Genomic DNA, 25738 nt, shown 5'->3' with positions numbered 1-25738 from the left:
TAGCATGAGTAGTTTTACAGGCAAAGCCGAAACGGATGATAACCACCTACTGAAGTAGGTGGTTTAGGGCTGAAAATAAAAGAGCGGCAATCGCCGCTCCAAAAATTAAATAGAAGTAAAAAATCACTTAATACCGTGAAGGCTATTTTCTGCATCCATAGCTAAAGGATTGAACGAGTCGTTACGAAGTTCTGCTATCGCGTATAGCATACGCCCCATGCGACCATTTCCATCGGTAAAGCCATGGTACCCGATAACTCCGGCGAACAAATGTTTACCTAAGTCTTTATCTTCTACAGGGTTCTCTTTCAAAAAGCCTTCAATGTGCTGCTTTAACATGCCCTCACCGCCAATACTTGAAGGCAAAGTGCCACCCGAAATATTTGGCCCTCGGTAATCACGCTCAACATTAGGCACCAATCGAGCGTGTAGCTCTTTTAGGTTTTCCATATTCAATAAGTCTTTACCATTAGACGCGTATTCTTTCAGTAAAGACGTAATATTTTCAGCATCGTTTCCTTTAGAGTTAGAAGCATTAATGATCCACGCCGCAGCTCTTTCAACATTATTGGTTACGCCACTTTTGTTAAACGCGTCCTCTGCCAGTCCTTCAGCGTATACACCTTGGCTTAGATCGGTGCTTGCTAGACCTTCGATATGACGTTGCGCCGATTTAAGATGCATCACCTCCATATCAAACACCGCTTGCATTTGATTAATGCTACCTGCCGGGTTTTTCTGCGCTGCAGATACACCACCGCCGTAGTCTTTTACTACACGTCCAGCAAGCGACTTCGCTGCACTTTCGCCAATCAGTGATGTGAGGTTTTTACCAGAATCGGTTTCTAACATTGCCTCTGTCATCGCTCGCTCTGCTAACTGGTTTAGCTCAGCAGAGTTCGACTGAACTGATTTACTGTCTAACTTCGCAAAGGCATTTAAGACATCTGATGCGGTTTTTATGCTTCCATCTTTGAAGAACATTTGTCCATGCTCAACAGAAGAAGCAGCTTGTAAACGCTGAGCTTGTCCTTGCTCATTATCAAATACGGCTTTTGTAAGGGCTTTCGCTACCGATTGTGGGCTACCTTCGCGAAACAGTTTTCCTGTCGCTTCAAAAAATCGCGCTACTGCACCATTCGTAGGATTGGCGCGAGTAAATTCTTGGGTCGCTGCGTTAATTTGGTATTCTTTGCCACCAATACTCAGCTTACCTTCGTTAAGTATCTCGTTACGAGCTTGCGGCATGGCAGCCTGCAACGCGCTAACACTTCCAAAACTGATCATGTTTTAAACCCTTAATGTGGAAAAATGAGTGGTATTCGTTTCCGGTACTTCGGTTGTTTTATTGGTTACTTCTTGTGTATTCGCACTTTTTAACCACTCGATGAAATTCGCAAATGACTCATCGAAAAAAGATGCAGTTAGCAGTTGCTGAGGCAGGTGTATGAAACCGATATATCCGGTCTCTTCCTCCCAGCATACCGCTGGAGAGCCTTGCGTTAAGGCATCTTTCATATGTTGATGCAAAATATCAGCACTCGGTTTATTACCTGAAATCAGCCCGATAAGCGTCACACGATCTTCTTGTGCACGAATTGTGATTGCTGTGTTTTGCTCAACGAGTAGATGGCAACAATCATCCTCATCAAAAACCAACGGCTCCAATTGGCAGCGGCTGGCAAAATCTGTCAGTAAAGAAGTTATAAATCCATTAGCCATTTGACTAAATAATCCTATTTTTGTTGTTTTAGAGGCGCTGCTTGGTTGCAACACTTATCAACTAAGCAGCTTTCTTAGATGTATTCTTAAGGATTTATGGCAGTGAATATTTTAGAAATGGTCGGATTTTTTTTGTTTAAAGGCATTAAAATGAAAAAACTCAGCAAGTGCTGAGTTTTTGAGGTTTATTCATGAATCGTAATTTTACGCTCGCTGAGCTGCTTCACCATGGCTTGCTTTAATGCATGCAGCTGTCCATCAATACTGGCGTCGATGATCCCAACTTCTGTTTCCAAAATGCAGCCTCCATTTTTCAAGCGCGCATCTGCTACCACGTCAACGTAACCGACTTCAGGGAAATCACTTAATACACCAGCCACCTTTTCCCTCACCTCAACAACCTGCTCTGGGTGGACATGTAAAATGACCTGCTTTTGGTTGCTCACCAGTTGCAACGCTTCTCGAACTACACTCACCGTGGTATCGACATCATCGAAGGTATCGATGATCTTACGTACTGCTTCTAACACCACACCTGTCATTTTTTCTTCGACTTGCTGATAGTAGTCATTACAACGTGCTAAGGTTTCAACCATCGTTTGCGCATTTTCAATCTTGGCTTGTGCAAGGCCATCTTGATAACCACGTTGTTTTTCGGTTTCGTAGGCTTGTTGGGCATTAGCAATGATGCTTTCAGCTTTGGAGTTCGCGGCTTCAACTAAGTGTTGCGAATCCAGATAACTGGCATAATCTTTCGCTTTCAGCACCTTTAAGCCAGGTGCCAGCTGCAAATTGTCTGTTTTTATTTCAACAAATGAAACCATTGAGGAATAACCTGTTTTGCGATTTTTTTTGTGAGTCGATACGCCAGATCTCGTTGATCCGCTTCCAACCAGTTAGCTGTTTCCGCGTTTTCGCTAAGTTGCTTTTCCAATTTGAATTGCCAACGAAGAACAACATCTTCCGGTGAGTTAATCAAAATAAACCTCATCCAAAAATATCCCAGCGCCCTCATGCTTGCTTCAACAGACCTTTCATCCAGTAGTTCTGGTAACGAACGCTGCCAGCCTTGCGGCCAGCAGGATAACAGCATCGGCCCGTTTTGAATTAAGAACCGAGCGCCTTCCAAACCAAATACGTTGTTCAGAACCTGTTTAGGATGTTTTAAGACAACGCTTCGCATCGCAACGCAATGCAAAGCTCCACCCACCATCAATACGAGTTGATTCAACGCGTCTGTCGGGAGCAATGCCAAACTATGACAAGGTCTGTTAAAAGCCATCTCAGGAACGGGAGATAACGCCCACTCATTGATACACCATTGGTTGAACATGGGGTTATCTCTCCAGCCTTCGATATTTAGTAACCAAGGCTGCTTTTGCTCTATCCAACTTCTATGGATGTACTGGCAAGGCGCATAGTTAAACTGGTGTTGTACCTGCGCGAGTGGTGTTTCTGGTTTAACCACGCTTCGTGTTCCTACGACACCATGTAAAAGTAGCGATATTCGAGCCGATGAGTGCCGCTACCAAGAACACCAAAATGGCGATAAGATTATTCGCCGTCTCTTTGGTGACCTGAACCGACAAAATGCTTTTAAATTGATTGTTTTGAGTAGCAACTCGAACCTCTGATGAGGGTACCATCACTACGCTGATTCGATCGTAGTTCAACCCCTCAATACTGTTGTTCACTAATAATTTGATCTGCGGAACATATGAATCAAGCGCAATATCTGCCGCGTGTTTAATAAATACGGAGGCAGAAGCTGGAGTTGGACGCTCTCCTGGACGCAGATCTTGATCTTCCAAAACAACATGAACACGTGCCACTAGCACGCCATCAATCTGAGATAAGGTTGAGGAGAGCTCTTGAGATTTCGCGTATACCAAACGTGCTCGTTCTGCTAATGGTGACGAGATCAAATCGTCTTTGGGAAACACTTCTTTCAGTGTGGAAAACTGCTCTCTTGGATAACCTTTTCGCTTTAGCGCGTCTACCGCGAAGGCGATTTGGGAACTGTCTACCATTAACTTGACGGTGTTGTCTTTGTCAGGCTCTTTTGTTGCAACGACACCTTCGGATAGTAAGATCGACAACATCTCATTACCCTCTTTCTGAGTAACGTTGGTGTATAACTCGGTCTGACAACCTACCAGAAACAACGTGAGCATGATGAAAACTGCTCTCATTTTATTCATCATCACTATTGTGCCTTCAATAAGGTTTCTACGTTTTGTGTGGTTTTACCCACGGTTTTCGCGATCAGCTCTTCTTGAAAAGTAATGCGTGTCAGCGCCCACTGCATTTGCAGTAATTGCGCCGGATCATCACCCACCATCTTCATGTTGTCTTGCAGGTTACTTTTCGCGTTATCGATAGTGTTTTTCAACTCGCTGATGTTTTCTAGCAAACCTCCCTCCAGGCCATTACTTGCCTCGGGAACCGACATGGCTTGCTCAAAACGTTCGCTTAAACCGTCTTCGACTTGCGCATCCTGTAACTTATCAATGTTGGTTTGCATCACCTCGGTGTACTGCGTGTTTATCATATGTACTCCTAAGATAAATCTAACTTGTGACTGTGAGTCATGATGTTTTTCACCATCGCATTTTTTTGGATCATGAAGCTAAGTTCATCACGAACCATGTCCAGTGTTGATGCCATATCAGGTAACGACTTCAACTCTGCCCAGCAATGCCATAAGGCTTGTTCTTTCTGGGCACCCAGTGGAAAATGCTGCGCTAGCATTGCTTTTAGTGCTGTTTTATCAGCAGGTGGTTCGGCAATAAGCTGTCCCGAAAAATTCCCTAGTAACTCCTGCTTCAACACCTTTAACAAATCAGATTGTGGCTGCTCGTTGCCTTTTGCACTCTTCGCCTCATGAAAGGCGTACCACATTGCCTCTCGTTTAACTTGAGGGTCGGAAAACGCTTCATTTAACGATGATAAGACACTTTGTTTACTGACAACCTCTGCGTCTTTTAATGATTCGTACCACGCTTTAATCTCCGCCAGTTTCGCTTCTGTTTTCTCTAGCGTCTCTTTTGGAGAAACATGTGAAACTTGCTCTTGCTTGTCACTTCGCTCCATGAGTGCTTTCATCTTGTCTTCATCGCTCCGCTCATAATGGCGCGACTCCGACTGACGCAAAGATTGGTGTTGAAGACTTAGGTTACTTGAATCAATGATCATCCAAGATTCCTAATGTCCTGAGAAAAGCTCGCAGCAAATGCTTGGCTTTCTTCGCTTCCTTGTGACGCAAGTTCTACCCAGCTTTCCGCTTTGCTCAGTAAACCGGCTTTGGCAGAAGCAAGAGCCGCTAAGCTGATCAGATCTGGATAGGCGTTACAAAGTGGTTCGAGTAATTGATGAGCCTCTTCATACAAGCCTTTATTCATGAGGCTCATTGCACGAATCATCGCAACGGTCTCTTCAGAACCTGAGCTTGCTTCAAGGCCATCTGCAATCGTGTTGGCTTCTTGATGACGATGCATACCTGTTGCCATCAGCGCGATTTCAGCCAGCAGTTGGCGCGTTTCTCGTTCCATGCTTTACACCTTCTGGAGAATCGACTGCATCACATCTTTAATCGCACGAGTAGTGGTCGCATTGATATTGTAAACAACAGACCATTTGTTGATCGCGTGCTGAAGCTCGGCAAGCTTTGATGGATCATCGGCATTGGTTTCTAGATTCTTGATGGCTGCCGTCACTTCTGTGTTGGCATCTTTCGCTTGTTGTTCTAACTTAGCTTTAACATCATCAAGGTTTACACTGTTACTAGCATCGTAAAATGACATAAGACTTCCTCGTATTTTTTAGTTAGCTTCGTATGATTCAACGACCGCATGGGCGGCGGTGTAAGCTTCATACTGTTTGAGTAGCAATTGGTACTGCTGTGGTGAGCACCCTAAATCCAACTGACGTTTCACCACCGCTTGTGCTTCTAAGAGCTTGCTCTTAATCTTGTGCACTTCCGCACCGTTTGTGTCGTTATTTAAAATTTGTTCAAGATTTGTCATTGTTCGTCTCGCCTTCATATCCAAGTTCTATTGTTATCACCCGCCCGCCTTTAACCAACTCAATACCAGCAGGTGTAACACTGGATATTCGGTAGCCCTGAGGCGTTCTTGCACCGACCATATAGCGAACGTTATCGGTTAGAATCACATATGGAACCTGGCCAAAGTTAACGCTACGAAACGGGAAATCGATGTTGGTGCCTTTACTCACCTTAGGTATGGATTTCAAAACTAAGTACGGTTTCTCACCATATTGTTCCCGGAAGTCTCGGGTCACACCGTAAAATCGAGTCGTTTCGATATCATCAAGCTCACCACGAACTTCAATGCGATCACCGCTGGTGACCAACTGGACTTTTTTCAGTAGCTCCGCATCCGTCAATAACGCTTTTAGCGTATCCATGTAGGCACCAGCTCGCTGCAGTTCAACCTTCCACGCAATAAGACCCGGCACGTCTCGCTCCAAAATTTGTTCAACTTGGTTCCAGCGGCTGGCATCATCGATATAGCCCGTCAGCAGCAGTGTGCCGGTCTCATCGCCATTTTCGACTTTCACTTGGTGATAGCCGAGGTTGCGCAAAATAAATCGAACCCCGCGACGGATTTCTTCCATCGTTCTTAAGTCACTTTTGTAATTGATGCCCAATACATCAATTCGACCAAGCAGATCGAGTTTCTGTGTTCGGTCTTCAACATAGCCCTCTAAGACTGCTTGGCGTGCGGCGGCATTCCATTCCACGCGAACGTCGCTAAGTTTGAGCTCGCCTAAGATGTTACGTACCAAAACAATGGGTTCTGCTTCTGTAACAATTTCATTGTTGTTTCCGTTAGCTTGGCTGTACCACATACCGGCAAAAATGACACTCGGGACAAAACTACAAAGCAAAGCGATGAGCGTTGTTTTTTTCCAGCTAGAGCGTTGCACAGCAACCACAGGTGTATTCTGTTGGCTAGATTCGTCGCTGACGTTACTCACAATTAACGCATCTTCCGCGTATCCCAGAGCGAACTTCACAACGCCGACCGAGACAACAGCATGGCGTGACAACTCGATACCATCACCTGCAACAGCGATGTCTTCACTGTTAATATTTGCCTCTTCGCAGCCTCGTAAAATGACCGAGTCTTGCTGGCAAACGAGGGTGAAATGGTTCGCTTCGACCCCAGCATCAGACAGTACAAGATCAGCAATAAAGTCGTCACTGCCAAGCACGAGAGCACCTTCAGGTAAGGTGACTTCTACTCCGGTATGCACGCCTGATAAAATACGAATTTTCCATTGCTGCATCGCGGTTAAGACTCCTCTGAAGGGCGCACACACTCACTTTGTGAGTCATCACATTCCAATACTTTCACCCGCCAACCCTTTTGCCCTGTTGGTAATCGGCACTGCGTTAATTGAGACGACTTTTGCTGTGACAATAAGTCTTGTTGATAGCGCTCGGCTTGAACCCTCGATGTGCAGCTATATACTTCCACTACCGATTTAAATTCAGCGCTATTGTTGGAGATGTTGTTAAGCTTGCCGATACTTGGTCGCAAGTCATATTCGTTGCCAATCAACACACTATCGCCAATACCATCCACAACAATTCGAGGTTCTAAAATAAACATTCGTACTGTGCGGCGCTTAGTATTGGTATTACTTCTAAACAGCGCGCCTAAATATGGGATGTCTCCTAGCAATGGCACTTTACGTAACTGATGGCTCACTTCATCTCGGTACACACCACCGATAAGTAAGCTTTGCCCTTGTTTAACCGTCGCTAAGGTGCTGATTTCAGTTTTACGAACGGAAGGAAGGTCATCGACGCCACCATCAGCGATCTTTGCACCGTCTTCGAGATGAAGGCTCAGGTTAATTTCAGGTCGTGCAGCAAATCTATCACCAACGATACGTGGGACAATTCTCAGTAACGTGCCATACGTGACCTCTTCCAGCGCTGCGGTTTCTTTACCAACCAGCTTGACGTAAAACGTGCTGCTGTTGTTCAGTACCGCTTCGACATTTTCCTGAGTTAACAATGTTGGTCTTGAAACCACTTGAGCACTGCCTTTGGATTCCAATAAACGAATTTGAGCCAGCAAGTAATTTAGGTTGGTTGAATCAAGCAAGGACTTAAAGTTCTGTCCACTGCCGAGCGTCACATCCCCCGAATTCACATCACCTGTTGTTTTGATATCGACAATGCGGTTGTTTCCGACAGACACTCCCGCTCGCCAATCCACGCCTAACTGACTTAAATCGTTGGCACTGATATCGACAATCGATAGCGCGACTTCAATTCTTGATTGCGGCTGGTCTAATTGCGCGACCAGTTTACGATAGAGCGGTAATCGTGCTTGAGTATCACGAACGATAATCGCATTAAGGCCCGGCTCTGCTTCAACTGTTGCGCCACCATGAACTGAGGCGGTTTTATTACTTTTTACAGGCTTATCTGAACTGGTAACTTCTTTGCTAGACGCACTTGTCACTTGAGTTTGAACACCAGACACGACCCGTTTTAACACCGATGCGATGCCAGGGACCGTAATTGTCTGATCGCGATATGCAATTTCTCTATCCGTTGCAGAAGCGTACTTCAAAGGAATTATCTCAACGAATAATTCGTCGGTTGAATTCGATTTCTGCAGCAAGCGCGTTTCCAATGCCTCCGCCGTTTGTACCACTAAGTCGACATAACGTGGAGGACCCGCAAGATAGACTAACCCTTTGCTCTCAGCAGCTCTCCAACCATAACGAGAATCCCAAACGCCGGTGGAAATTAACGTACTGCGTAGCTCTCTAGCCGTAAGTAATTCCAATTGAAGTAAACGTGAGCGAGTTTCTGTCGCCTTATAGACATGTAAGACGGCTCCATCGAAATACCACATCAAGTTGTACACTTGCGATAAGTAATCGAGGAATTCCGCCGGATCTTCAGGGGTAAAACGCCCATTCACTCGATCGTTGACTTTGTCACTAACAGAAACCGAGACACGATAATTTGCACCGAAGTTATTCAACAACTCTTTTAATGAGTCATTATCTGCATAGTAGCGGAACGGTTGTTCGGGCCAGTGTAAGTCTGTTGCTTGCGCGTATCCCAAAGGAACAACACTCACTGCGCATAACAATGCCTTTGTTACAGCACGCCTAATGTTGGGAAAGATTTTTAGCATCATGGTAACCACACTGTATGGTTGATTGTGTGGTTCACGCGTTCTTGTTCCAATAATGCAATGTAACGCTCATATAGATTGACGTGCTTAGAAAGCAAAGCAGAGAACCGTTCCACCGAACAGTCCTCAACCCGTACTTTACTTTGCAAAATCAATTGCTGATCATCATTGGTTGTCAGTACGCCGCCATCCTCACGAATGGTTTTTAATGAGAGCTGCATGCAACGTTGTAACGCTTGTTCTTGTTGATAATCTAGATGCTCTTTAAACTGGAAGGGTAACGTCGCTTCCCATAAAATCCATGACGCACGTTGCTTGATGGTCAGTGATAACTGGTCAACCTCGATGTTGTAAGAACCATTTTCTGAGGCAATAAAATCCCCTACCTTTAGCGCTTCCGCTAAAGATTTCATCATCTTATCTAACATTTAACGCCCTATTTAGATCTGGCTGAGGTGATTGCAAGCCTGGCCGCACTGACCACTTTGAGTATCAAAATAGTAGTGATCGATATCACCAACAGTTTGCATGTTCTTGAACCATTGCCATACTTTCGCAACCGCATTTTGGTCGTTGTAAACCACATCGCATGCATCCCAAACTTCGTTCAGCTCAGGGGCTTCAAGTCGCACTTCCGAACACCAATTTTTCCACTCAGAAATAAATTGTTCGGTTGTCGAGGTGTACTCCGCGAACCCTTTCAGCTCGTCTAAAGACGGTTGCCACTTCTCAATTAACGAACGATGACATTCAATCACTTGCAACTGTTGTTCGCTTAACGTCCCAAGTTGCTTTTTAAGTTGATGCTGCTGGCTCTTAATAAGATCGAGTTGCTGTTGAACAAAGACGGCACTGGTGTCTTCCCCTGATAGCTTCGACCAATATTCCTTCTGAATATCGAGTTGATTGATAAGTTGTTCAACTTTAATCGAAGCATGAAGAGCACTTTGATCGACTTGTCGGTTAATCCACTCGTTGAGTGATAAATGGAAACAAAGCATCAACGTTTTTGGGACAGCCAAATTAAAGCGAAAGCCCAGACGAGAGTTGATGTAGTCCAGCCTTTGTTCGAACGTTGTGATTGTGCTGCTATCACTGAGCTGCGATCCAATTTCCAAAAATAAACGCATGGCAAACCGGTCTATCGAAGCACCAAGTTTTTGATACGTTTTAACTAACTGGCTAGCGCATAGGCTATCGACGACATTTCTATCCAACAAACGTTGAAGTAAAGATAACTGCTCATAATTTATGACGCCTTCACTCAACAATTGTCGGTGATTGACGTGCACAACATTGAGATCCTGCGTAGGTTTCGAGGCGCTTTCATAACGAGCTCCTCTTTGTAAAACAGTCACTTTCCGCTGTGTCACTATGCTGTCTGGAAAAAGCGAACGGCGTCGCCAATGCTGCTTTTTCATTTATGTTCGTCTCCGCACCCCTTTCGAACAATCCAGAAAGAAAGAGATGTAATAATTTTTAATCGTTCGTTGTTACACGATACATAATAGAATTTACACTGGTGAGTGACTTTCAAAATTAGTCAGAAAATTTTAGTCCCAAGTCATTTCATTTCGCGATAGCCACTTGGTCGTCTCCCGAACGTACGCGGCTTGGGGTCGTTCCAAAACGACGACGGTAACTCTGCGTAAAGTAAGACTGACTGGAAAACCCTGCCTCCATCGCCACATCTACGATGCTCATCTTGCTCGTCAACAGCAGTTTATGAGCATGCAGTAGTCGACGCTCACTGATCCAAGCTCTTGGAGAAATGCCATAGTGCTCATTAAAAAGCTCTTTAAAAGTGGTTAAGCTGGCACCAAACTCCTGCGCGTAGTCTGTCAACTTCCATTCTTTTAAGTAATGCTGTTCCATAAATCGACGTAACCGTTCCGACGTACGGTTTGTTTGTTGTGACAGCAACGCATACAGTGATTCTCCTCCTTTGCTGTGTAGCAAGAGAATGAGTAGTTCTTCGTATTTTAGGCACATAATGGCATCAGGGTACGCTTGTTGCTCAAGCGTCTGCATGCTAGAAAGCACTTGTTCAACGAGTATGTTCAAACCAAAAGTAAACAAACCAGAACAAACTTTGTCTACCTTAGGTAGCATCATCAAGAGATCACTGTGTTTTTGCAGCAACTGACTAACGAGTTCATTGTCGTAAGCAATAATCGACGCTTTGTATGCCCCATCTAGCGGAGAGTACTCTAACAAGTAATCCCCTTGAGATAGAAATACCCCATTTTCTGCAGCAACATCGATTGTGCAATCACCTGTTTGAACTCGAAGCTGACCATTGTGAACGACAACAATGTGAGACTGGTCTGAGTGAAATACTTCGTCAGATTTTTCATAGCAGGAAAAACTACGAATTTTTCGTGAACTCGAGTCGACCCTTTCTGAGTTTAGTTGGCCTGACACATCCATTTTCTACCCTTCATTATTTTGAGTTTCTCAGTGCAAATGTTGAGAAACTTTCAAAGCACTACTTTGATTGTTGTTATTTCTAAGTACTGCTGTATGAATTAAAGAAGCAAAGAAAAGAGCATAGAAGTTCTATCACTTACCATACCCCCCGAATAATTAGCGAATAACCCAAGCATTACCTTTACCTAAAGGTAAAAGTTTGACTTAGTAAATTTCTGCTGTCCGTCTTTATTATTTTTATCAGATAGCGTTTATCATTAGCCAAAACTTAAATATCATTTCGTTATTTAAGTTTGGTTGTTTTGTTATACATTAGAATACAATTAAATAGATTTCGGCATCGTTTCTAGAACAAAATTAAATTTCCAAAATCATAAAAATGTATGTTTTATAGCCTAAAACGCCAAGCCAACGTGTTCAAGGAGCGAGATATAATCATAAAAAATACTGTTTTTGCAACAAGTATGAGTCTAAAAAACAACTGACCCGATGACTTCAAAGTCATGTAATTAATGTTTATAAAAGACAACAAATCTTTCACAACAGGAAAGATATGGTCTTTATTTTTATAAATTAGAAAATTCTAATAAAAATGTAGTACTTAAAATTTTATCTGTTTATTTTTGGAACAAGAATCAAGTTTTCTTGTTTATTTCCCTCTAAAAATAAATAGTTCTTTTCTTTTTCAGCAACGAGCTCACCGTTTGAATAAAGCTTTCCAATAATCTTCATTTTTCCTTCACCAGCTTGAATTGGTGCAATTAAAAACGAATACTGCACAGGCAACTGAACGCCTTGGTAGCTCTGAGATGCCGATTTAAGACATTGATTATCAATAACTTTACATATTTCCACTTCAAGAGAAGTAATCGAAGGTGGAAAGTAGCCGTCGACAGAAACCCAACCATAGACTGATGCCTGACTCTGTGTATCAAAGCCATCCACCCCATTGACGGACACAGTCTGACTGCACCCACTCAGTATGAATAACCCAATAAAACCAGCCCATATAGAATTGTTCATTATGACCCCATAAACGTATTTTATATAATCTAGCTCATTTGAAATTCACACAATTCTTTATGTAAAAATATAAAAGATCAACTTATATTTATACTACAAGCGGACAATAAATCGCATTTTTCAACAACACGTAGTTAACATGGACTGTAATTTCAAAAACAGTTTCTGCTCTCTTTCATTCTTTCCTTAATTGAAGTTCATTAGAGAAAAATGATATTCATATATCTCATTACCTTTGAGATATGCATCTGAACACATTTAATTTTGCCGTTCTATTTCTCTCAACACATTTAAAAGCCAAAATATAATAACAACCGACTAATATTGATAAACATGAAGAGATACATCTAATATTTTCCTTGATAAAATTTCAAAAGGGACTATTCCTATGTCAGCACGCCAAACTATCGATGAGATTTTGCTAAAGTTTGCTCATCAAATAGGCTTGCCTGCACTGCATCTAACGGAAAATGAAGTAAGCTTAGCCTTTGATGATAATCTAAGGGTGCATATCATCTTTCATCCTGAATCGACAACTTTGCAGCTCGAAGCTGAGATTGTTGGCCTTCAAATTGTAAATTCCGATCTCTATCGCTCTTTCTTGGCCTTTAATTATCACTGGCCTGAGCACCAGTTATTTTTTAGTTTAGATAACCACCGACATGTCCTATGTTTAAACCGACTCATTAACATTAGGCGACTGGATTACGAATATTTTGAAACAGCTTTAGCAGAATTGCTGACGCACAGCGAGTCGTGGGAAGCGTTATTGTCTTCTCATGTAACCATTGATGAGGCACCACCGATGCCACAAACTTTAGACTTGAGAGTTTAGGTGTCTTTATGTCCAATGACATCCAATCCACATACACCAATTCATCGGTTCATGACGTTCAACAAGCGCAGCAAAGTGATGCAGTGCCGCAAGGAACGTTTCATGGCCGTAAAGTCACCCTACTCTCCTCATCAGAAAGCAGTATGACGCGAACAAGCTCTAAAAGAGAGCTTGGTGAATGTTTAAATCAATTTGCCAGTCTCGAATCTTGCAATCGCGTTTTGGACTTTGATCCTCAACTCAATATTGACAAGCAAAACGCCGCCGTAGAAAAGCTTATGGAACGAAAAGTGGCGATAATTCAACGTTCCTGATATCACAATATAAGCAGGTTAAACATCTAAGTTAACCTTCAGCCGACAAGCTCACGCTAATAAAAAACCCCGAAGATTCGGGGTTTTGATTCATACTGCTTTTTCTTTATTAATTACTTAGTTTCACTAGAAGAAGCCTAACGGGTCGATGCTGTAGCTAATCAGCAAGTTCTTAGTATTCTGGTAGTGATCCAGCATCATCTTGTGCGTTTCGCGCCCGATACCCGATTTTTTGTAACCACCGAACGCTGCGTGTGCAGGGTAAGCGTGGTAACAGTTAATCCAGATTCGACCAGCTTCAATATTACGGCCCATACGATATGCGACGTTCGCATCACGTGTCCAAACACCTGCACCTAAGCCATATTCGGTGTCGTTTGCGATTTCCAACGCTTCAGCCTCATCTTTGAATTTGGTGATAGCAATCACTGGGCCAAAGATTTCTTCTTGGAAGATTCGCATCTTGTTGTGGCCTTCCAACATGGTTGGCTGAATGTAGTACCCCTGGTTGATAGACTCTGGCTGTTCTGACACTCCACCACCAAAGACCACTTTTGCGCCTTCTTCACGGCCGATTTCCAGGTAACTTAAAATCTTATCAAACTGTTCTTGAGAAGCCTGAGCACCGACTTGAGTATCGGTATCGAGCGGATTACCTTGTTTAATCAGCTGTGCACGTTCCGTCAGTTTCTCTACAAACTTGTCATAAATCGCTTCATGAACCAGTACGCGAGATGGACAAGTACAAACTTCACCTTGGTTGAAGAAACCAAGTAACGTACCTTCGATACACTTATCAAGATACTCATCTTCGTAATCGAAGATATCTGAGAAGTAGATGTTTGGAGATTTACCACCTAACTCAACTGTCGATGGGATCAAGTTGTCTGCTGCACATTTCAGAATGTGGTTGCCAACTTGCGTAGACCCGGTAAAAGCGAGTTTCGCAATGCGGTTGCTGGTTGCTAATGCTTGACCCGCTTCAGAACCATATCCGTTTACAACGTTGATGACACCAGGAGGAAGAAGGTCACCGATTTTTTCCATCAGAACCAGAATGGATGTTGGGGTTTGCTCTGCTGGCTTCAATACCACACAGCAACCCGCCGCTAGTGCCGGTGCTAGTTTCCAAGCCGCCATCAACATTGGGAAGTTCCACGGAATAATTTGACCCACCACACCAATCGGTTCTGGGAAGTGGTAGCTTGCGGTGTGCTCATCCAGTTCTGCCGCACTGCCTTCTTGTGCGCGAATACAGCCAGCGAAGTAACGGAAGTGATCCACTACTAAAGGTAAATCTGCCGCCAAGGTTTCGCGAACTGGTTTGCCGTTTTCCCAAGTTTCTGCAACTGCAAGCTCTTCTAGATGCTGCTCAATACGGTCAGCAATTTTCAGCAAGATGTTCGAACGTTCTGTCACGCTGGTTTTGGCCCATTTTGCTCTGATGTTGTGCGCGGCATCCAGTGCTAAATTAATATCTTCCTCGCCGGAGCGAGCAACTTTACAATACGCTTGTCCGTTGATTGGTGAGATATTGTCAAAGTACTCACCACCCGTTGGTTTTACCCATTCCCCACCGATAAAGTTATCGTAATGCGATTTAAAGTTAACAATGGCATTTTCACTACCTGGCTGTGCATAAATCATAACTCTTCCTTTTGTTTCTCGTTCAATGTGTTATTGCAGTGTCGTATCGCACTGTTCACAAAGAGCATTACGCAAGTCACACGCCAACTACGCCACACTTGTTGTTAATTAAATGTAAAACTATGATTACCAAGCGATAACAAACCAAGTGAGCGATGTTTGAGCGGATGTATGGTGTGAACACCAATGTTCAAGTGTTCCAAAATGGCACACCCTCACTGTGACAAAATGGTACAGTCATGGAACTTCAACACATTAGCGATAACAATTGGCTTTCAACTTCATGGGTCAGAAGTGAACAAGCGGGTTTAAAACAGCGTCGACGCCCTGAAGATATTCGAGTAACGCCAGCAACGCTCCAAGATAGGCGTCACCAACTCAATTTTTTGCTAGAGGCAGTCACTCAATGTGCACTCCCTTTGTTTAATCAGCTATTTGCTCATAGCGACAGTCGCTTAATTTTGACAGACTCAGATGGTGTCATCATCGGCAGTTGGGGACAGCCTAGATTTCGTGAGAAGTTAACGGAAATCTCGCTAAGCTCTGGAGCATGCTGGCAAGAAAAGGTCAAAGGCACCAACGCGATTGGTACAGCCTTGGTTGAAGCAAAGCCCGTTTCTGTTATTGGTGATCAGCACTTTATCCAACACCATCGTTTTATTAGCTGTTCGGCTAATCCTATTTTCGATCATCTTGGTAACCTCATTGGCGTATTAGATATTACGAGCGAGCAAAAGAGACATGACTTCTCAACGCAAGTACTAGTACAAAACATGGTCCAGCAAGTGGAGAATCAACTACTTAACTTGATTCCACAAGGGCATATTCGTGTGGATTTAGCGTGCGAAAAAGGTTTACTGAATAGTGGTTGGCAAGGAATTATCATTGCAAATGAAGACGGACAAGTTTTGGCTCACAATCAAGTAGCCTCTCAACTTTTTGCGCAAAAAAGTATCATTGGGCAATCCTTAGACGACATTCTATCCACTCGGGGAAATGAGCACCCTTTCGTTTTCAAAACAAAACCGCTTACCGATAAAGATAGCAAGGTCAAGTCTCGTGCTGTAGCGGCGTCCAATGATCTTCATTATGGCGACTCCGCAGTTGAGCACTGTTGGCAGCAAGCCAATCGCGTCATCGATAAAGACATCAGTTTGTTGATTCTCGGAGAGACTGGTGTTGGCAAAAACGAGTTTGTGAAAGCGCTTCATAAAAACAGCCAGAGAAAAACGGGACCGTTGGTTTCCGTTAACTGCGGAGCGCTACCAAAAGATCTGGTTGAATCTGAATTATTTGGCTACGTAGCCGGTGCCTTTACTGGCGCAAACAGCAAAGGCTATCAGGGGAAAATTCGCCAAGCACACAAAGGGATTTTGTTTCTGGATGAAATCGCAGATTTACCCTTGGAAGCTCAAAGCCGCTTGCTCCATGTATTGCAAGATAAAACCGTGCTTCCCGTGGGTTCAAACCAAAGCATTCAAGTCGATACGCAAATCATTGCAGCCACGCATAAAGATCTGGAACATTTGGTCAGCGAAGGATTGTTCCGCCAAGATTTGTATTATCGCCTTAATGGCTTGATCATTGAGCTACCTCGCTTTGAGGAACGTGATGACAAACGACAACTGATTGAGAACATTCATCGGCGTCACGCCGAATCTGAACAACAGCTTTGCCCTCACCTACTTTCTCTGATGCTGTCTTACTCATGGCCAGGAAATTTGCGTGAACTCGATAGTTTAATCAAAGTATCCGCCTTAATGGCGCAAGGTGAAGAAATATTGGAACTCACACACGTCCCAGCCCACCTAAGTAAGAAACTCAGCCAAGCTCAAGAAGGAGCAGCATCCGCTGAACCAACTTCAGAACTGCGTGCAACCGTCGAAGATAAGTTGCTCAAAACATATCAAGCCAACCGGGGGAACATTAGCAAAACGTCTCGTATGCTTGGTGTGAGCCGAAATACCATTTACAGAAAATTGAAAAGCCTTGGCATATTAAGTTAATTCTACGACCTCAGATACAAAAAGAGCACCGTTGCGGTGCTCTTTCTCTTTGAAACCTAGCTTACAGGCCGCCTTGTTGTTGTGCCTGTTTTACTAATGCCTGACGTTGAGTTTCCTTCTCAGAGATCACTTGATTGTCCTTGTGCATTTCCTGTTCCAATTCTGCTGGAATGAAAACAAAGTACTTGTTAAGAGTCATCTTAGAACCTCAATTTGCTGTGTTAATTACCTTCTTGGTCGACGTAAACAAAACCAGAAAAACATGTTTTACTGGATCCTTGTTGCTAGTTTCAAAAAATAAAGGATGTTCATATAATAAACATCCTCCATGTGGGCGCTAATTATAGGCGTAGTTTAAAGGCTTACCTAGCACTCTTTTTCACCTTTTGTGCAATCTGAGTTTCGATCGAAAAACGGATTTAATTGCCCGTAATTACTAAGGTATTGTTAAAAAGAGAAAAAAGCTTTTACTGTAACTGACGACAGGGATGAGCTTACGAGTGTAGGTTCACTTGCAATTGTGTATCGTAGAGTTCGAATACGATAATAATAACGCTACATGCCCTTAATCTGCGTAGTTAAAAACTTTGAAGTGATAGACAACCGAAGTCATATCTGTGCAACTCAGTTTAACGATTTGTCTACCGGTTCAATATTTCACCTTTTTTGAGAAATCTTTAGCCACTTTTTTGTGTGAAACGCCCCAAAAGAGCAGACAATTAAAAGTGTGGCATATGACCACAATTGTCTATCCCCACTTAGCTTCGGGAGGCGTTTATGAAAAGTAACAAACTTGGCCATGTGATGTCTTTCAGCAGGATGTTTTCCTTCATTGCATTCTTGACGGCCACATTCGCATGGATTCTCAGCATGTACGCCCTATTTACTGTTTCTTTAGTGGCTCTTGTGGTCAGTGCAATTCTCTACCTAAAAGACAGGTTTTATCAAAGCAAGAAAACGACCACTGAAAAGAGCGCCTAGGCGCTCTTGAAGTTCCGTAAAAGCAGACACAAAAAAGGATGCCACTTGGGCATCCCTTTATATCTTTATATTTAGTCGGTTTACTTAAAACGATTACACGTCGTAAGTTGTAGACGCTGTGTCGCCGCCTGTACCAGTCCAGTTAGTGTGGAAGAATTCACCACGTGGACGGTCAATACGCTCATAAGTGTGAGCACCGAAGTAGTCACGTTGAGCTTGAAGCAGGTTCGCTGGTAGACGAGCTGTTGTGTAACCGTCTAGGAAAGATAGCGCAGAAATCGTACATGGCATTGGGATACCAGACTCTAGAGACTTCGCTGCTACTTTACGCCATGCTGCTAGGCTGCCTTGTAGGATATTTTTGAAGTACTCATCAGAACCTAGGAATGCGATGTCTGGGTTCGCTTCGTACGCATCACGGATGTTGCCTAGGAACGCAGAGCGGATGATACAACCACCACGCCACATTAGGGCTACGTTACCGTAGTTTAGGTCCCAACCGTTCTCGTTCGATGCTTCGCGCATTAGCATGAAGCCTTGAGCGTAAGAGATGATCTTAGAAGCTAGTAGCGCTTGACGTAGTGCATCAACCCACTCTTGCTTGTCGCCTTCAACAGGAGTGATTGTCTTACCGAATAGAGATTCAGCTTCAACACGTTGGTCTTTCAGTGCAGATAGACAACGAGAGAATACAGACTCAGAGATAAGTGTTAGTGGAATACCTAGGTCTAGTGCGTTAATACCAGTCCATTTACCAGTACCTTTTTGGCCTGCTGTGTCTAGGATCTTCTCAACGAGAGGCTCACCGTCTTCATCTTTGTAGCCAAGGATGTCAGCCGTGATTTCAACAAGGTAGCTGTCTAGTTCAGTCTTGTTCCAATCAGCGAATACTGCTTGCATCTCGTCTGCAGACATACCAAGACCGTCTTTCATGAACTGGTAAGCTTCTGTGATAAGCTGCATGTCACCGTATTCGATGCCGTTGTGTACCATCTTAACGAAGTGACCAGCACCATCGTTACCAACCCAGTCACAACATGGCTCACCAGCGTCAGTTTTCGCAGCGATACCTTGGAAGATAGGCTTAACCGCTTCCCATGCTTCAGCAGCACCGCCAGGCATGATAGATGGACCGAAGCGCGCACCTTCTTCACCACCAGATACACCAGTACCGATGAAGTGGATACCTTTTTCACGTAGTGCAGCAACACGACGGTTTGTATCTGGGTAGTTAGTGTTACCACCGTCAATAATGATGTCGCCTTTGTCTAGCAGAGGTACTAGCGCTTCGATGAACTTGTCTACAACGTCACCAGCGCGAACCATCAACATTACTTTACGCGGCGTTTCTAGCTTCTCTACTAGTTCTTCTAGAGAGTATGCACCGATGATGTTCGTGCCTTTTGCTGGACCTTCCAGGAACTCGTCTACTTTAGCAGCAGTACGGTTGTGAGCAACCACTTTAAAGCCGTGATCGTTCATGTTTAGGATAAGGTTTTGACCCATTACTGCTAGGCCAATTACACCGATATCACCTTTCATTGTTTCTCTCCAATTTTATTTCATCGACGAGCAGCGTCTTAAGCAATTTTTGCTGCCGCGTCTAAATCTAAATACCATTCCGTTAGGCCCGATTTCGCTTGAATCTTAGCCGCTGGGTATGGCAGTGCGTGTGCTGGTGAACTGTTAATTTCTTCAACAATGTCCGCTTTTCCTGCACCAAGCACTAAGTAACTAATGCGTTTCGCTGCTTCTAATAAGCGTGCGGTTTTCGACACACGAAGTTGGCCCGATTCAGGATGCGACGCCACAAGAGATAGGTTCGCATCATCATAATTCGTTTGGCCAGGGAACAGAGAAGCTGTATGACCATCTGCACCAACGCCTAATAAGATCCAGTCAAACACAGGTGTGCCGTTTTCATTCGGGATTACCTCTGCCATCTCTTTTGCAAAGCGCTCGGCTTCTGCTTTAGGCTCATCTTCGCCACGGATGCGGTGAATGTTTTCTGCAGGAATATTTACTTGGCTAAACAACAATGTGTTCGCTTCACCGTAGTTGCTTTCTGCATCGTCAGGGGCAACACAACGTTCGTCACCCCACCAAAAGTGGAGGTTTTCCCATTGAATGGAGGTTGCGTAAGCCTCTGAAGCCAGTAGTTTAAACAGCATTTTAGGAGTGCTGCCGCCAGAAAGAGAGATGTGAACAGGTCTGCCCATTTCGCTAAACGCTTTCATATCGTTAGCTAGGCTTTCAACTACCTGTTCTGCTGTTTGGTAGATCTTATGGTTGATCATAGTTCACAGTAATCCGTATCTGTTAAGTTTTTACATGGGAAACGCCAAGCACGGCCATCACGCTGTAACAAGTCATCTGACTCTTTAGGCCCCCAAGTGCCGCATGCGTACCCGAAGAGGGATTGTGGATCTTGCTTAAAATCTAAGATTGGCTGTACGTATTGCCAGCACGCTTCCACCGCATCACTACGTGCAAATAGCGTAGCATCACCATTCAAAGCATCAAGTAGAAGACGCTCGTATGCCGTTAGCATTTGCGTTTCTTGCAGGTCAGCGTAATGGAAGTTCATTTTCACTTCCTTCGCTTCAAAGCCTGCGCCTGGCTCTTTCAAGCCAAAGCTCATTTGAATGCCTTCGTCTGGTTGAATACGAATGATCAGCTTGTTTTCTGGTGCGTTTTGACCAAACACAGGATGCGGTGTTTGTTTAAAGTGGATAACCACCTCAGTAACGCGTGTTGGAAGACGCTTACCAGTACGCACGTAAAATGGCACGCCATTCCAACGCCAGTTGTTGATGTACGCTTTCAAACCGATGTAAGTCTCTGTACGAGAATCGTCTGCAACTCCCGGCTCTTCACGGTAGCCGCGTAGGCTTTGCCCACGAACTTCAGACGCCGTGTATTGGCCTAATACTAGGTCATTACGCAGAGCGTTTTCGTCTAATGGCTTTAAGCATTGAAGCACTTTTACCACTTCATCACGCATCGAGTCTGCATTGATTTGCGCTGGTGGTTCCATACCTACCATTGCTAATACTTGTAGCAAGTGGTTTTGGAACATGTCGCGCACAGCGCCAGAGTTGTCGTAGTAACCACCACGCTCCTCTACGCCAAGGAATTCTGCGCCTGTGATTTCAACGTAATCAATGAAGTTACGGTTCCAAAGCGGCTCAAACATCGCATTAGAGAAACGAAGCACAAGTAGGTTTTGTACCGTTTCTTTACCTAAGTAATGGTCAATTCGGTAGATTTGATGCTCTTGGAAGTGCTCGTGAATTTCTTTGTCCAGAATACGCGCCGATTCAAGATCATAGCCGAATGGTTTCTCAATGATCAGGCGTTTCCAGCCATCCTCTTCACTGTTAAGACCATGTGCTGCAAGACTTGCAGGGATCACACTGTATAAACTTGGTGGGGTTGCTAAGTAAAAAAGCGTATTGCGTTGCTCGAATTGATATTCGTCCGCAAGTTGGTCTAAGCGAGAAGATAGCTTACCGTAATCTTGTGTGTCAGAAGTATTAATTGCTTGGTAGTGCAGATGGTTAATAAATGCATCAAGCGTTTCTGGCTCAGTCTTTTCCATTTCCTGAAGCGATTTTTTCAGCTTCGCGCGGTAAGACTCATCACTGTATTCAGTGCGACTTACACCCAGAATGGCAAAATTCTCTGGAAGCTGCTTGTTCGCGTAGAGGTGGTATAAAGCAGGAATGAGCTTACGGTACGTAAGGTCACCTGAAGCACCAAAAATAACGATGCTGCTGTTTTCTGGTATTACCATCATCTTTCCCTTAAAAACGAGGTACTTATTGTGTGCCCGGATACGGCTAGAGAATGAGCCAACCCTATCAATGGCACCTCAAAATAGAAAATTGGTCTTACCTATTACGTTGATAGGTAAAGTCTATGGGCCCAAAGAACCTCAAGAAGTTGCATTTCCGATTCTTGGAAACACGACGTATTGAGGTCATTTAAGTCACTTATGTCTCAAAAGTACACACTGTACTCGCTGGAGGAGAGTCCGACACGGGGCAATATTGTCTACGACTATTTGATTTACATCAACACTTGCCAGTGCAAACGTTTAAATAAGTTGCACAAAACGTCATAAGCGATTGTATTTTATTGATAAAAAAAGTTTCATCTGAACGCTCCAAAATTTAAGCAAAAACTCTAATATGGACAATAATTACTCATCCTTGCAATCCATTACAGTTTTATCGTGATCTGTGTTACTTACTTTTTATTTCATCATCCTATTGATAATGATACTCAATTAAAGATAATGAAATCACTATTAATGTGAAAGTAGAACGCCATGAAATCAAGCGCCATTAACCCACATCCCATAAACCGAATACAATCGGTGCTTGACTACATTCACACCAACTTAGACAGCACTCTGAGCGTAGATGAAATATCGAAAGCAAGTTGTTGGTCGCGCTGGCAACTGCAACGCGTATTTCAACAACACACTGGCGTATCCGTCGCTCACTACATCAGAGAGCTTAAACTTAGCCTTGCGGCTGAGCGCTTAATCCATACTTCTGACCGCTCGTTAGATATAGCGATAGAAATGGGATTTACATCTGAACACGCATTTAGCCGTGCGTTCAGGAATATGTTTTCAAAAAGCCCCCGCGAATATCGAAAAACGCAACAACTCTCCGGGTTGAGGCAACCTTTGACGCTGCGTAAGACACCAGAAGAAGAGAAAAAACATCAGCGCTTTATTGAAGTTCGAATAGAAACAAAACCGGCTTTTGAACTTGCTGGTTATCATGAACCTATTCACGGATTGTTTTCCGCTACGCCCGATTTCCAATCCAAAGTACCGTCACTTTGGTCACGTCTTTATTCATCTGAAAACCTTAACAATTCGGAAAGTAGTTACTTTGGCGTGATTGATGTGACTCAAGCGTATTCAAACAACCAACAACTTGAGTATTGGGCAGGTTATGAGTGCAGTCCAACAGCAAACGCACCAAGATCAACGAACTCTTCCAACTCGGGGTTAGACCTCTTGGCTGTTCCTGAGCAAACCTACGCCGTCATTACACACATAGGCAAAGCATCAGAGCTCGCCTCAACGCTAGAATGGTTTATTTTACATTGGCTACCCTACTCTAATTATCATGCTATCGATGGTTATGAGTTAGAGCTTTATCCAGAAGGTTATGATGTTGATAGCGAACAAGCACAAATGCAGTATTGGATTCCTGTCGAGCCAAACGACGCGCTATCTTTAAAACCTAAGAACAGAAGAATAAGTTCCAAAGATTAGTGTTTTGCACCAAATTGTTAACTTTTCCTATTTCTTTGAATATAGAATACAAATAACAATCATTATCAATAAATAGAAAAAGTAGTGGAATTTATAAATATGGAAAGTCCGATTCGATTTCATCGTTCAGCGGTTGCTATCGTCGTATCCGCATTGCTCGCTGGCCACGCCAATGCAACTGAGAGCATATCCCAACACGAAACGATTACGGTGCTAGGAGAAACATACCGAAACACCGCAACTAAAACCGTTTTAGAACCGGAGGAAACACCGCAAGCGATCAAGGTAATCACTAAAGATGACATGGACCTGCGCGGCGTAAACTCGGTGAGCGAAGCATTGCGTTACGCGCCTGGCGTAAATACAGAATTGCGTGGCGGTGCCGTTTCCCGACTTGACCTATTCAATATTCGTGGTTTTATTAACTACACCAACTTTTATGATGGTCTTCCTTTGCTGTACAACGGTTGGAACCTTCAACCGCAGGTCGATTCCGTTGCTCTTGAGCAAATCGAGGTTTTTAAAGGGCCAACGTCTGTTCTTTACGGCAATATTCCACCAGGAGGTATGGTCAACATTATCGCCAAGGCGCCTCAGTCAACACCCTCGCACTCTGTCTCGATTAGTACTGGGACTAACAGCCTAAAAGAACTGACGTTCGACACCACAGGACAAATTGGTGATTCTAATGTGGATTACCGTATCGTCGGCCTGGCAAAACAGCGAGATGGTCAAGCCGATACGTCTGAAGATGAACGTTATGTACTCGCCCCATCTTTCAATTGGCAAGCGACAGAAAGCACATTAGTGAACGTGAATGTTTACTATCAAAATGATCCATCAGCAGGTATCTACACGACTGTGCCTGCATCTGGCTCAGTGATTAAAAACCCACTTGGCTCGATGTCACCAAGCACTTATTTAGGGGATGAGGACTGGAACACTTACGAACGCGAAGTTCTGATGATGGGTTACAAAGTCCAACACGACTTTAACAACAATTGGCAATTTCTACAGAATGCCCGCTACATGACCGCCGATGCCTATCAGGAAAACACATATAACGGTGCACTTGAAGCGGATAACCGTACCGTTGGTCGAAATGCCTATTTAACCGATGAAAAGTCCAAATCCTTTGTGATTGACAACCAACTATCGGGCTACATTAAAACAGGAAATTTTGAACATAACTTATTGTTCGGGCTTGATTATCAGTATCTAGACTCAGATGTAAAATACAAAGACACGCTTGGGTATTCGCTAACTCAGGACATTTTTAATCCTGACCACAACAGCATTGATCGTAATGCACTGAATTTCCAATACAAACAAAACTTGGATATCAAAACGAAGCAGATTGGCGTTTATTTCCAAGATCAAGTTCGTTACGACCAACTTGTAATGATTGCAGGTCTTCGTTGGGATAAATACGATTCAAATACAGACGCCGTTAGCGATTATCTAGGAACAGTATCCAAGAGCAAGGAAGAGTTAGACGATACCAACGTATCTTTCCGAGTCGGTGGTTTGTATGAGCTAGACTTTGGTCTCTCGCCATACCTTACTTACTCGGAAAGTTTTGAGCCAATTGCGGGTGCCGACTCTTCTGGTAAAGCATTTGAGCCATCAACCGGTCATCAATGGGAGTTAGGCTTTAAATACGCACCATTATCTGGTGATATCTCAGGTAACTTAGTACTCTTCCATATTACGAAGAAAAACGCGATCTTGACCGATCCGAATAATCCTTATGCACCGAACTATCAAGCGGGCGAAGTGGTATCACAAGGTATTGAACTTGAGGCAAAATGGCAAGCCACAGCACAAGCTGATTTCACTCTAGGCTATACATATACCGATATGGAGATTACCGAGGACAGTTATTACAACCAAGAAGGTAAAACGCCGGTTTGGGTACCTGAGCAAACGGCCTCTCTATGGGCCAATTACTTCTTTGAAGGAAATCTTTCAGGCCTTCGTACCAGTGCTGGCGTTCGCTATGTCGGGGAAGCACAAATTGATGCACAGAATAGTCAAAAAGTACCGGACTACACCTTGTTTGATTTGGCAGCAAGTTACGATTTCTCAACGATATCTGAATCAATGAAAGGGGCTAGCGTCACGCTTTCTGCAAGCAATCTATTCGATAAAGAATACTATTCTTGTTACGACAAAAATAACTGTTGGTTTGGCGCTGAGCGCTCTATCGAAGCGAAGTTAGAATACAACTTCTAACCTCTTAGAACAGAACAGCAGTAATTTGTAAAGCGATGGTTTCTACAACAAGCCAT

At 43.7% G+C, this 25738-nt stretch carries 27 protein-coding genes; 6 read left to right on the top strand and 21 right to left on the bottom strand.

What is annotated here, in order from left to right:
- Positions 1-123: 123 nt before the first annotated feature.
- The 16 genes from R7R24_RS22070 to R7R24_RS21995 all read right to left on the bottom strand — a co-directional run bounded on the left by R7R24_RS22070 (position 124) and on the right by R7R24_RS21995 (position 12365).
- Complete coding sequence (locus R7R24_RS22070) at positions 124-1287, bottom strand: VopS family T3SS effector adenosine monophosphate-protein transferase (RefSeq protein ID WP_025768118.1); 1164 nt, start codon at positions 1285-1287, stop codon at positions 124-126.
- Between the two features lie 3 nt (positions 1288-1290).
- Positions 1291-1776: a type III secretion system chaperone gene (locus R7R24_RS22065; RefSeq protein ID WP_318119621.1), complete on the bottom strand. Its 486-nt coding sequence runs from the start codon at positions 1774-1776 to the stop codon at positions 1291-1293.
- Positions 1777-1907: 131 nt separating this feature from the next.
- A complete protein-coding gene (locus R7R24_RS22060) occupies positions 1908-2546 on the bottom strand; it encodes an HrpE/YscL family type III secretion apparatus protein (protein ID WP_005387146.1) in 639 nt (212 codons plus the stop codon).
- Positions 2525-3190 (bottom strand): SctK family type III secretion system sorting platform protein VscK, encoded by a 666-nt coding sequence (gene vscK, locus R7R24_RS22055; RefSeq protein WP_054579523.1) that lies wholly within the window; start codon positions 3188-3190, stop codon positions 2525-2527. Before vscK ends, R7R24_RS22060 begins: the two co-directional genes overlap by 22 nt.
- Complete coding sequence (gene sctJ / locus R7R24_RS22050) at positions 3183-3929, bottom strand: type III secretion system inner membrane ring lipoprotein SctJ (RefSeq protein ID WP_086012989.1); 747 nt, start codon at positions 3927-3929, stop codon at positions 3183-3185. Before sctJ ends, vscK begins: the two co-directional genes overlap by 8 nt.
- Positions 3929-4273, bottom strand: coding sequence for a type III secretion system inner rod subunit SctI (sctI, locus tag R7R24_RS22045; protein ID WP_005387149.1), 345 nt, complete (start codon positions 4271-4273; stop codon positions 3929-3931). Before sctI ends, sctJ begins: the two co-directional genes overlap by 1 nt.
- Before the next feature lie 8 nt (positions 4274-4281).
- Positions 4282-4917: a YopR family T3SS polymerization control protein gene (locus R7R24_RS22040; RefSeq protein ID WP_025768115.1), complete on the bottom strand. Its 636-nt coding sequence runs from the start codon at positions 4915-4917 to the stop codon at positions 4282-4284.
- A complete protein-coding gene (locus tag R7R24_RS22035) occupies positions 4914-5273 on the bottom strand; it encodes a YscG family type III secretion system chaperone (protein WP_005377200.1) in 360 nt (119 codons plus the stop codon). Before R7R24_RS22035 ends, R7R24_RS22040 begins: the two co-directional genes overlap by 4 nt.
- A gap of 3 nt (positions 5274-5276) precedes the next feature.
- Entirely contained in the window at positions 5277-5525 is a 249-nt protein-coding gene (gene sctF / locus R7R24_RS22030) for a type III secretion system needle filament subunit SctF (RefSeq protein ID WP_005377199.1), read from the bottom strand.
- Positions 5526-5543: 18 nt separating this feature from the next.
- Positions 5544-5747, bottom strand: coding sequence for an EscE/YscE/SsaE family type III secretion system needle protein co-chaperone (locus R7R24_RS22025; RefSeq protein WP_005377198.1), 204 nt, complete (start codon positions 5745-5747; stop codon positions 5544-5546).
- On the bottom strand, positions 5734-7035 hold the full coding sequence (gene sctD, locus R7R24_RS22020) for a type III secretion system inner membrane ring subunit SctD (RefSeq protein ID WP_005377197.1): 1302 nt from the start codon (positions 7033-7035) through the stop codon (positions 5734-5736). The genes R7R24_RS22025 and sctD overlap by 14 nt, the downstream gene beginning before the upstream one ends.
- Positions 7036-7040: 5 nt before the next feature.
- Complete coding sequence (gene sctC, locus R7R24_RS22015; RefSeq protein WP_054579502.1) at positions 7041-8915, bottom strand: type III secretion system outer membrane ring subunit SctC; 1875 nt, start codon at positions 8913-8915, stop codon at positions 7041-7043.
- The gene (locus tag R7R24_RS22010) at positions 8912-9340 is read right to left on the bottom strand and encodes a YscB family type III secretion system chaperone (protein WP_053304384.1); all 429 of its coding nucleotides are present in this window, start codon (positions 9338-9340) and stop codon (positions 8912-8914) included. The genes sctC and R7R24_RS22010 overlap by 4 nt, the downstream gene beginning before the upstream one ends.
- Before the next feature lie 12 nt (positions 9341-9352).
- A complete protein-coding gene (locus tag R7R24_RS22005) occupies positions 9353-10333 on the bottom strand; it encodes a T3SS regulon anti-activator ExsD domain-containing protein (RefSeq protein WP_025768113.1) in 981 nt (326 codons plus the stop codon).
- A gap of 148 nt (positions 10334-10481) precedes the next feature.
- Entirely contained in the window at positions 10482-11342 is an 861-nt protein-coding gene (locus R7R24_RS22000) for an AraC family transcriptional regulator (RefSeq protein WP_005377191.1), read from the bottom strand.
- Between the two features lie 609 nt (positions 11343-11951).
- Positions 11952-12365 (bottom strand): YscW family type III secretion system pilotin, encoded by a 414-nt coding sequence (locus R7R24_RS21995; RefSeq protein WP_054579559.1) that lies wholly within the window; start codon positions 12363-12365, stop codon positions 11952-11954.
- A 388-nt stretch (positions 12366-12753) separates the two neighbouring features.
- Here R7R24_RS21995 and exsC point away from each other — a divergent pair, with 388 nt between their 5' ends.
- Together exsC and exsE2 are read left to right on the top strand one after the other, a co-directional pair.
- Positions 12754-13200: a type III secretion system regulatory chaperone ExsC gene (exsC, locus tag R7R24_RS21990; protein ID WP_005377174.1), complete on the top strand. Its 447-nt coding sequence runs from the start codon at positions 12754-12756 to the stop codon at positions 13198-13200.
- A gap of 8 nt (positions 13201-13208) precedes the next feature.
- Complete coding sequence (gene exsE2, locus R7R24_RS21985) at positions 13209-13514, top strand: T3SS regulon translocated regulator ExsE2 (RefSeq protein ID WP_005377171.1); 306 nt, start codon at positions 13209-13211, stop codon at positions 13512-13514.
- Between the two features lie 126 nt (positions 13515-13640).
- Here exsE2 and R7R24_RS21980 read toward each other — a convergent pair whose 3' ends face one another.
- The gene (locus R7R24_RS21980) at positions 13641-15161 is read right to left on the bottom strand and encodes an aldehyde dehydrogenase family protein (RefSeq protein WP_005377169.1); all 1521 of its coding nucleotides are present in this window, start codon (positions 15159-15161) and stop codon (positions 13641-13643) included.
- A gap of 239 nt (positions 15162-15400) precedes the next feature.
- On the opposite strand from R7R24_RS21980, the gene R7R24_RS21975 reads away from it, so the two are divergent.
- Positions 15401-17167, top strand: coding sequence for a sigma-54-dependent Fis family transcriptional regulator (locus R7R24_RS21975; RefSeq protein ID WP_054579560.1), 1767 nt, complete (start codon positions 15401-15403; stop codon positions 17165-17167).
- A 61-nt stretch (positions 17168-17228) separates the two neighbouring features.
- Here R7R24_RS21975 and R7R24_RS21970 read toward each other — a convergent pair whose 3' ends face one another.
- A complete protein-coding gene (locus tag R7R24_RS21970) occupies positions 17229-17366 on the bottom strand; it encodes a hypothetical protein (protein ID WP_005377165.1) in 138 nt (45 codons plus the stop codon).
- 578 nt (positions 17367-17944) lie between these two features.
- Here R7R24_RS21970 and R7R24_RS21965 point away from each other — a divergent pair.
- Positions 17945-18148, top strand: a complete 204-nt coding sequence (locus R7R24_RS21965) for a hypothetical protein (RefSeq protein WP_054576969.1) — start codon at positions 17945-17947, stop codon at positions 18146-18148.
- A gap of 93 nt (positions 18149-18241) precedes the next feature.
- Here R7R24_RS21965 and gnd read toward each other — a convergent pair whose 3' ends face one another.
- From gnd to zwf, 3 genes are read right to left on the bottom strand one after another with little or no spacing between them, the layout of a single operon-like run.
- Positions 18242-19690 (bottom strand): decarboxylating NADP(+)-dependent phosphogluconate dehydrogenase, encoded by a 1449-nt coding sequence (gnd, locus tag R7R24_RS21960; protein WP_005377160.1) that lies wholly within the window; start codon positions 19688-19690, stop codon positions 18242-18244.
- A gap of 38 nt (positions 19691-19728) precedes the next feature.
- On the bottom strand, positions 19729-20445 hold the full coding sequence (gene pgl, locus R7R24_RS21955; RefSeq protein ID WP_054579561.1) for a 6-phosphogluconolactonase: 717 nt from the start codon (positions 20443-20445) through the stop codon (positions 19729-19731).
- A complete protein-coding gene (gene zwf / locus R7R24_RS21950) occupies positions 20442-21944 on the bottom strand; it encodes a glucose-6-phosphate dehydrogenase (protein WP_017634563.1) in 1503 nt (500 codons plus the stop codon). The genes pgl and zwf overlap by 4 nt, the downstream gene beginning before the upstream one ends.
- 537 nt (positions 21945-22481) lie before the next feature.
- On the opposite strand from zwf, the gene R7R24_RS21945 reads away from it, so the two are divergent.
- Positions 22482-23447: a helix-turn-helix domain-containing protein gene (locus tag R7R24_RS21945; RefSeq protein ID WP_033906176.1), complete on the top strand. Its 966-nt coding sequence runs from the start codon at positions 22482-22484 to the stop codon at positions 23445-23447.
- Between the two features lie 99 nt (positions 23448-23546).
- Positions 23547-25682 carry a TonB-dependent siderophore receptor gene (locus R7R24_RS21940; RefSeq protein ID WP_213883903.1) on the top strand — a complete coding sequence of 712 codons (2136 nt, stop codon included), beginning with the start codon at positions 23547-23549 and terminating at the stop codon, positions 25680-25682.
- Positions 25683-25738 lie beyond the last annotated feature (56 nt).

This window comes from Vibrio sp. 704, from assembly GCF_033339295.1.
The sequence above is the reverse complement of the archived record's forward strand: the minus strand, read 5'-3'. Positions and strand labels throughout refer to the sequence as shown.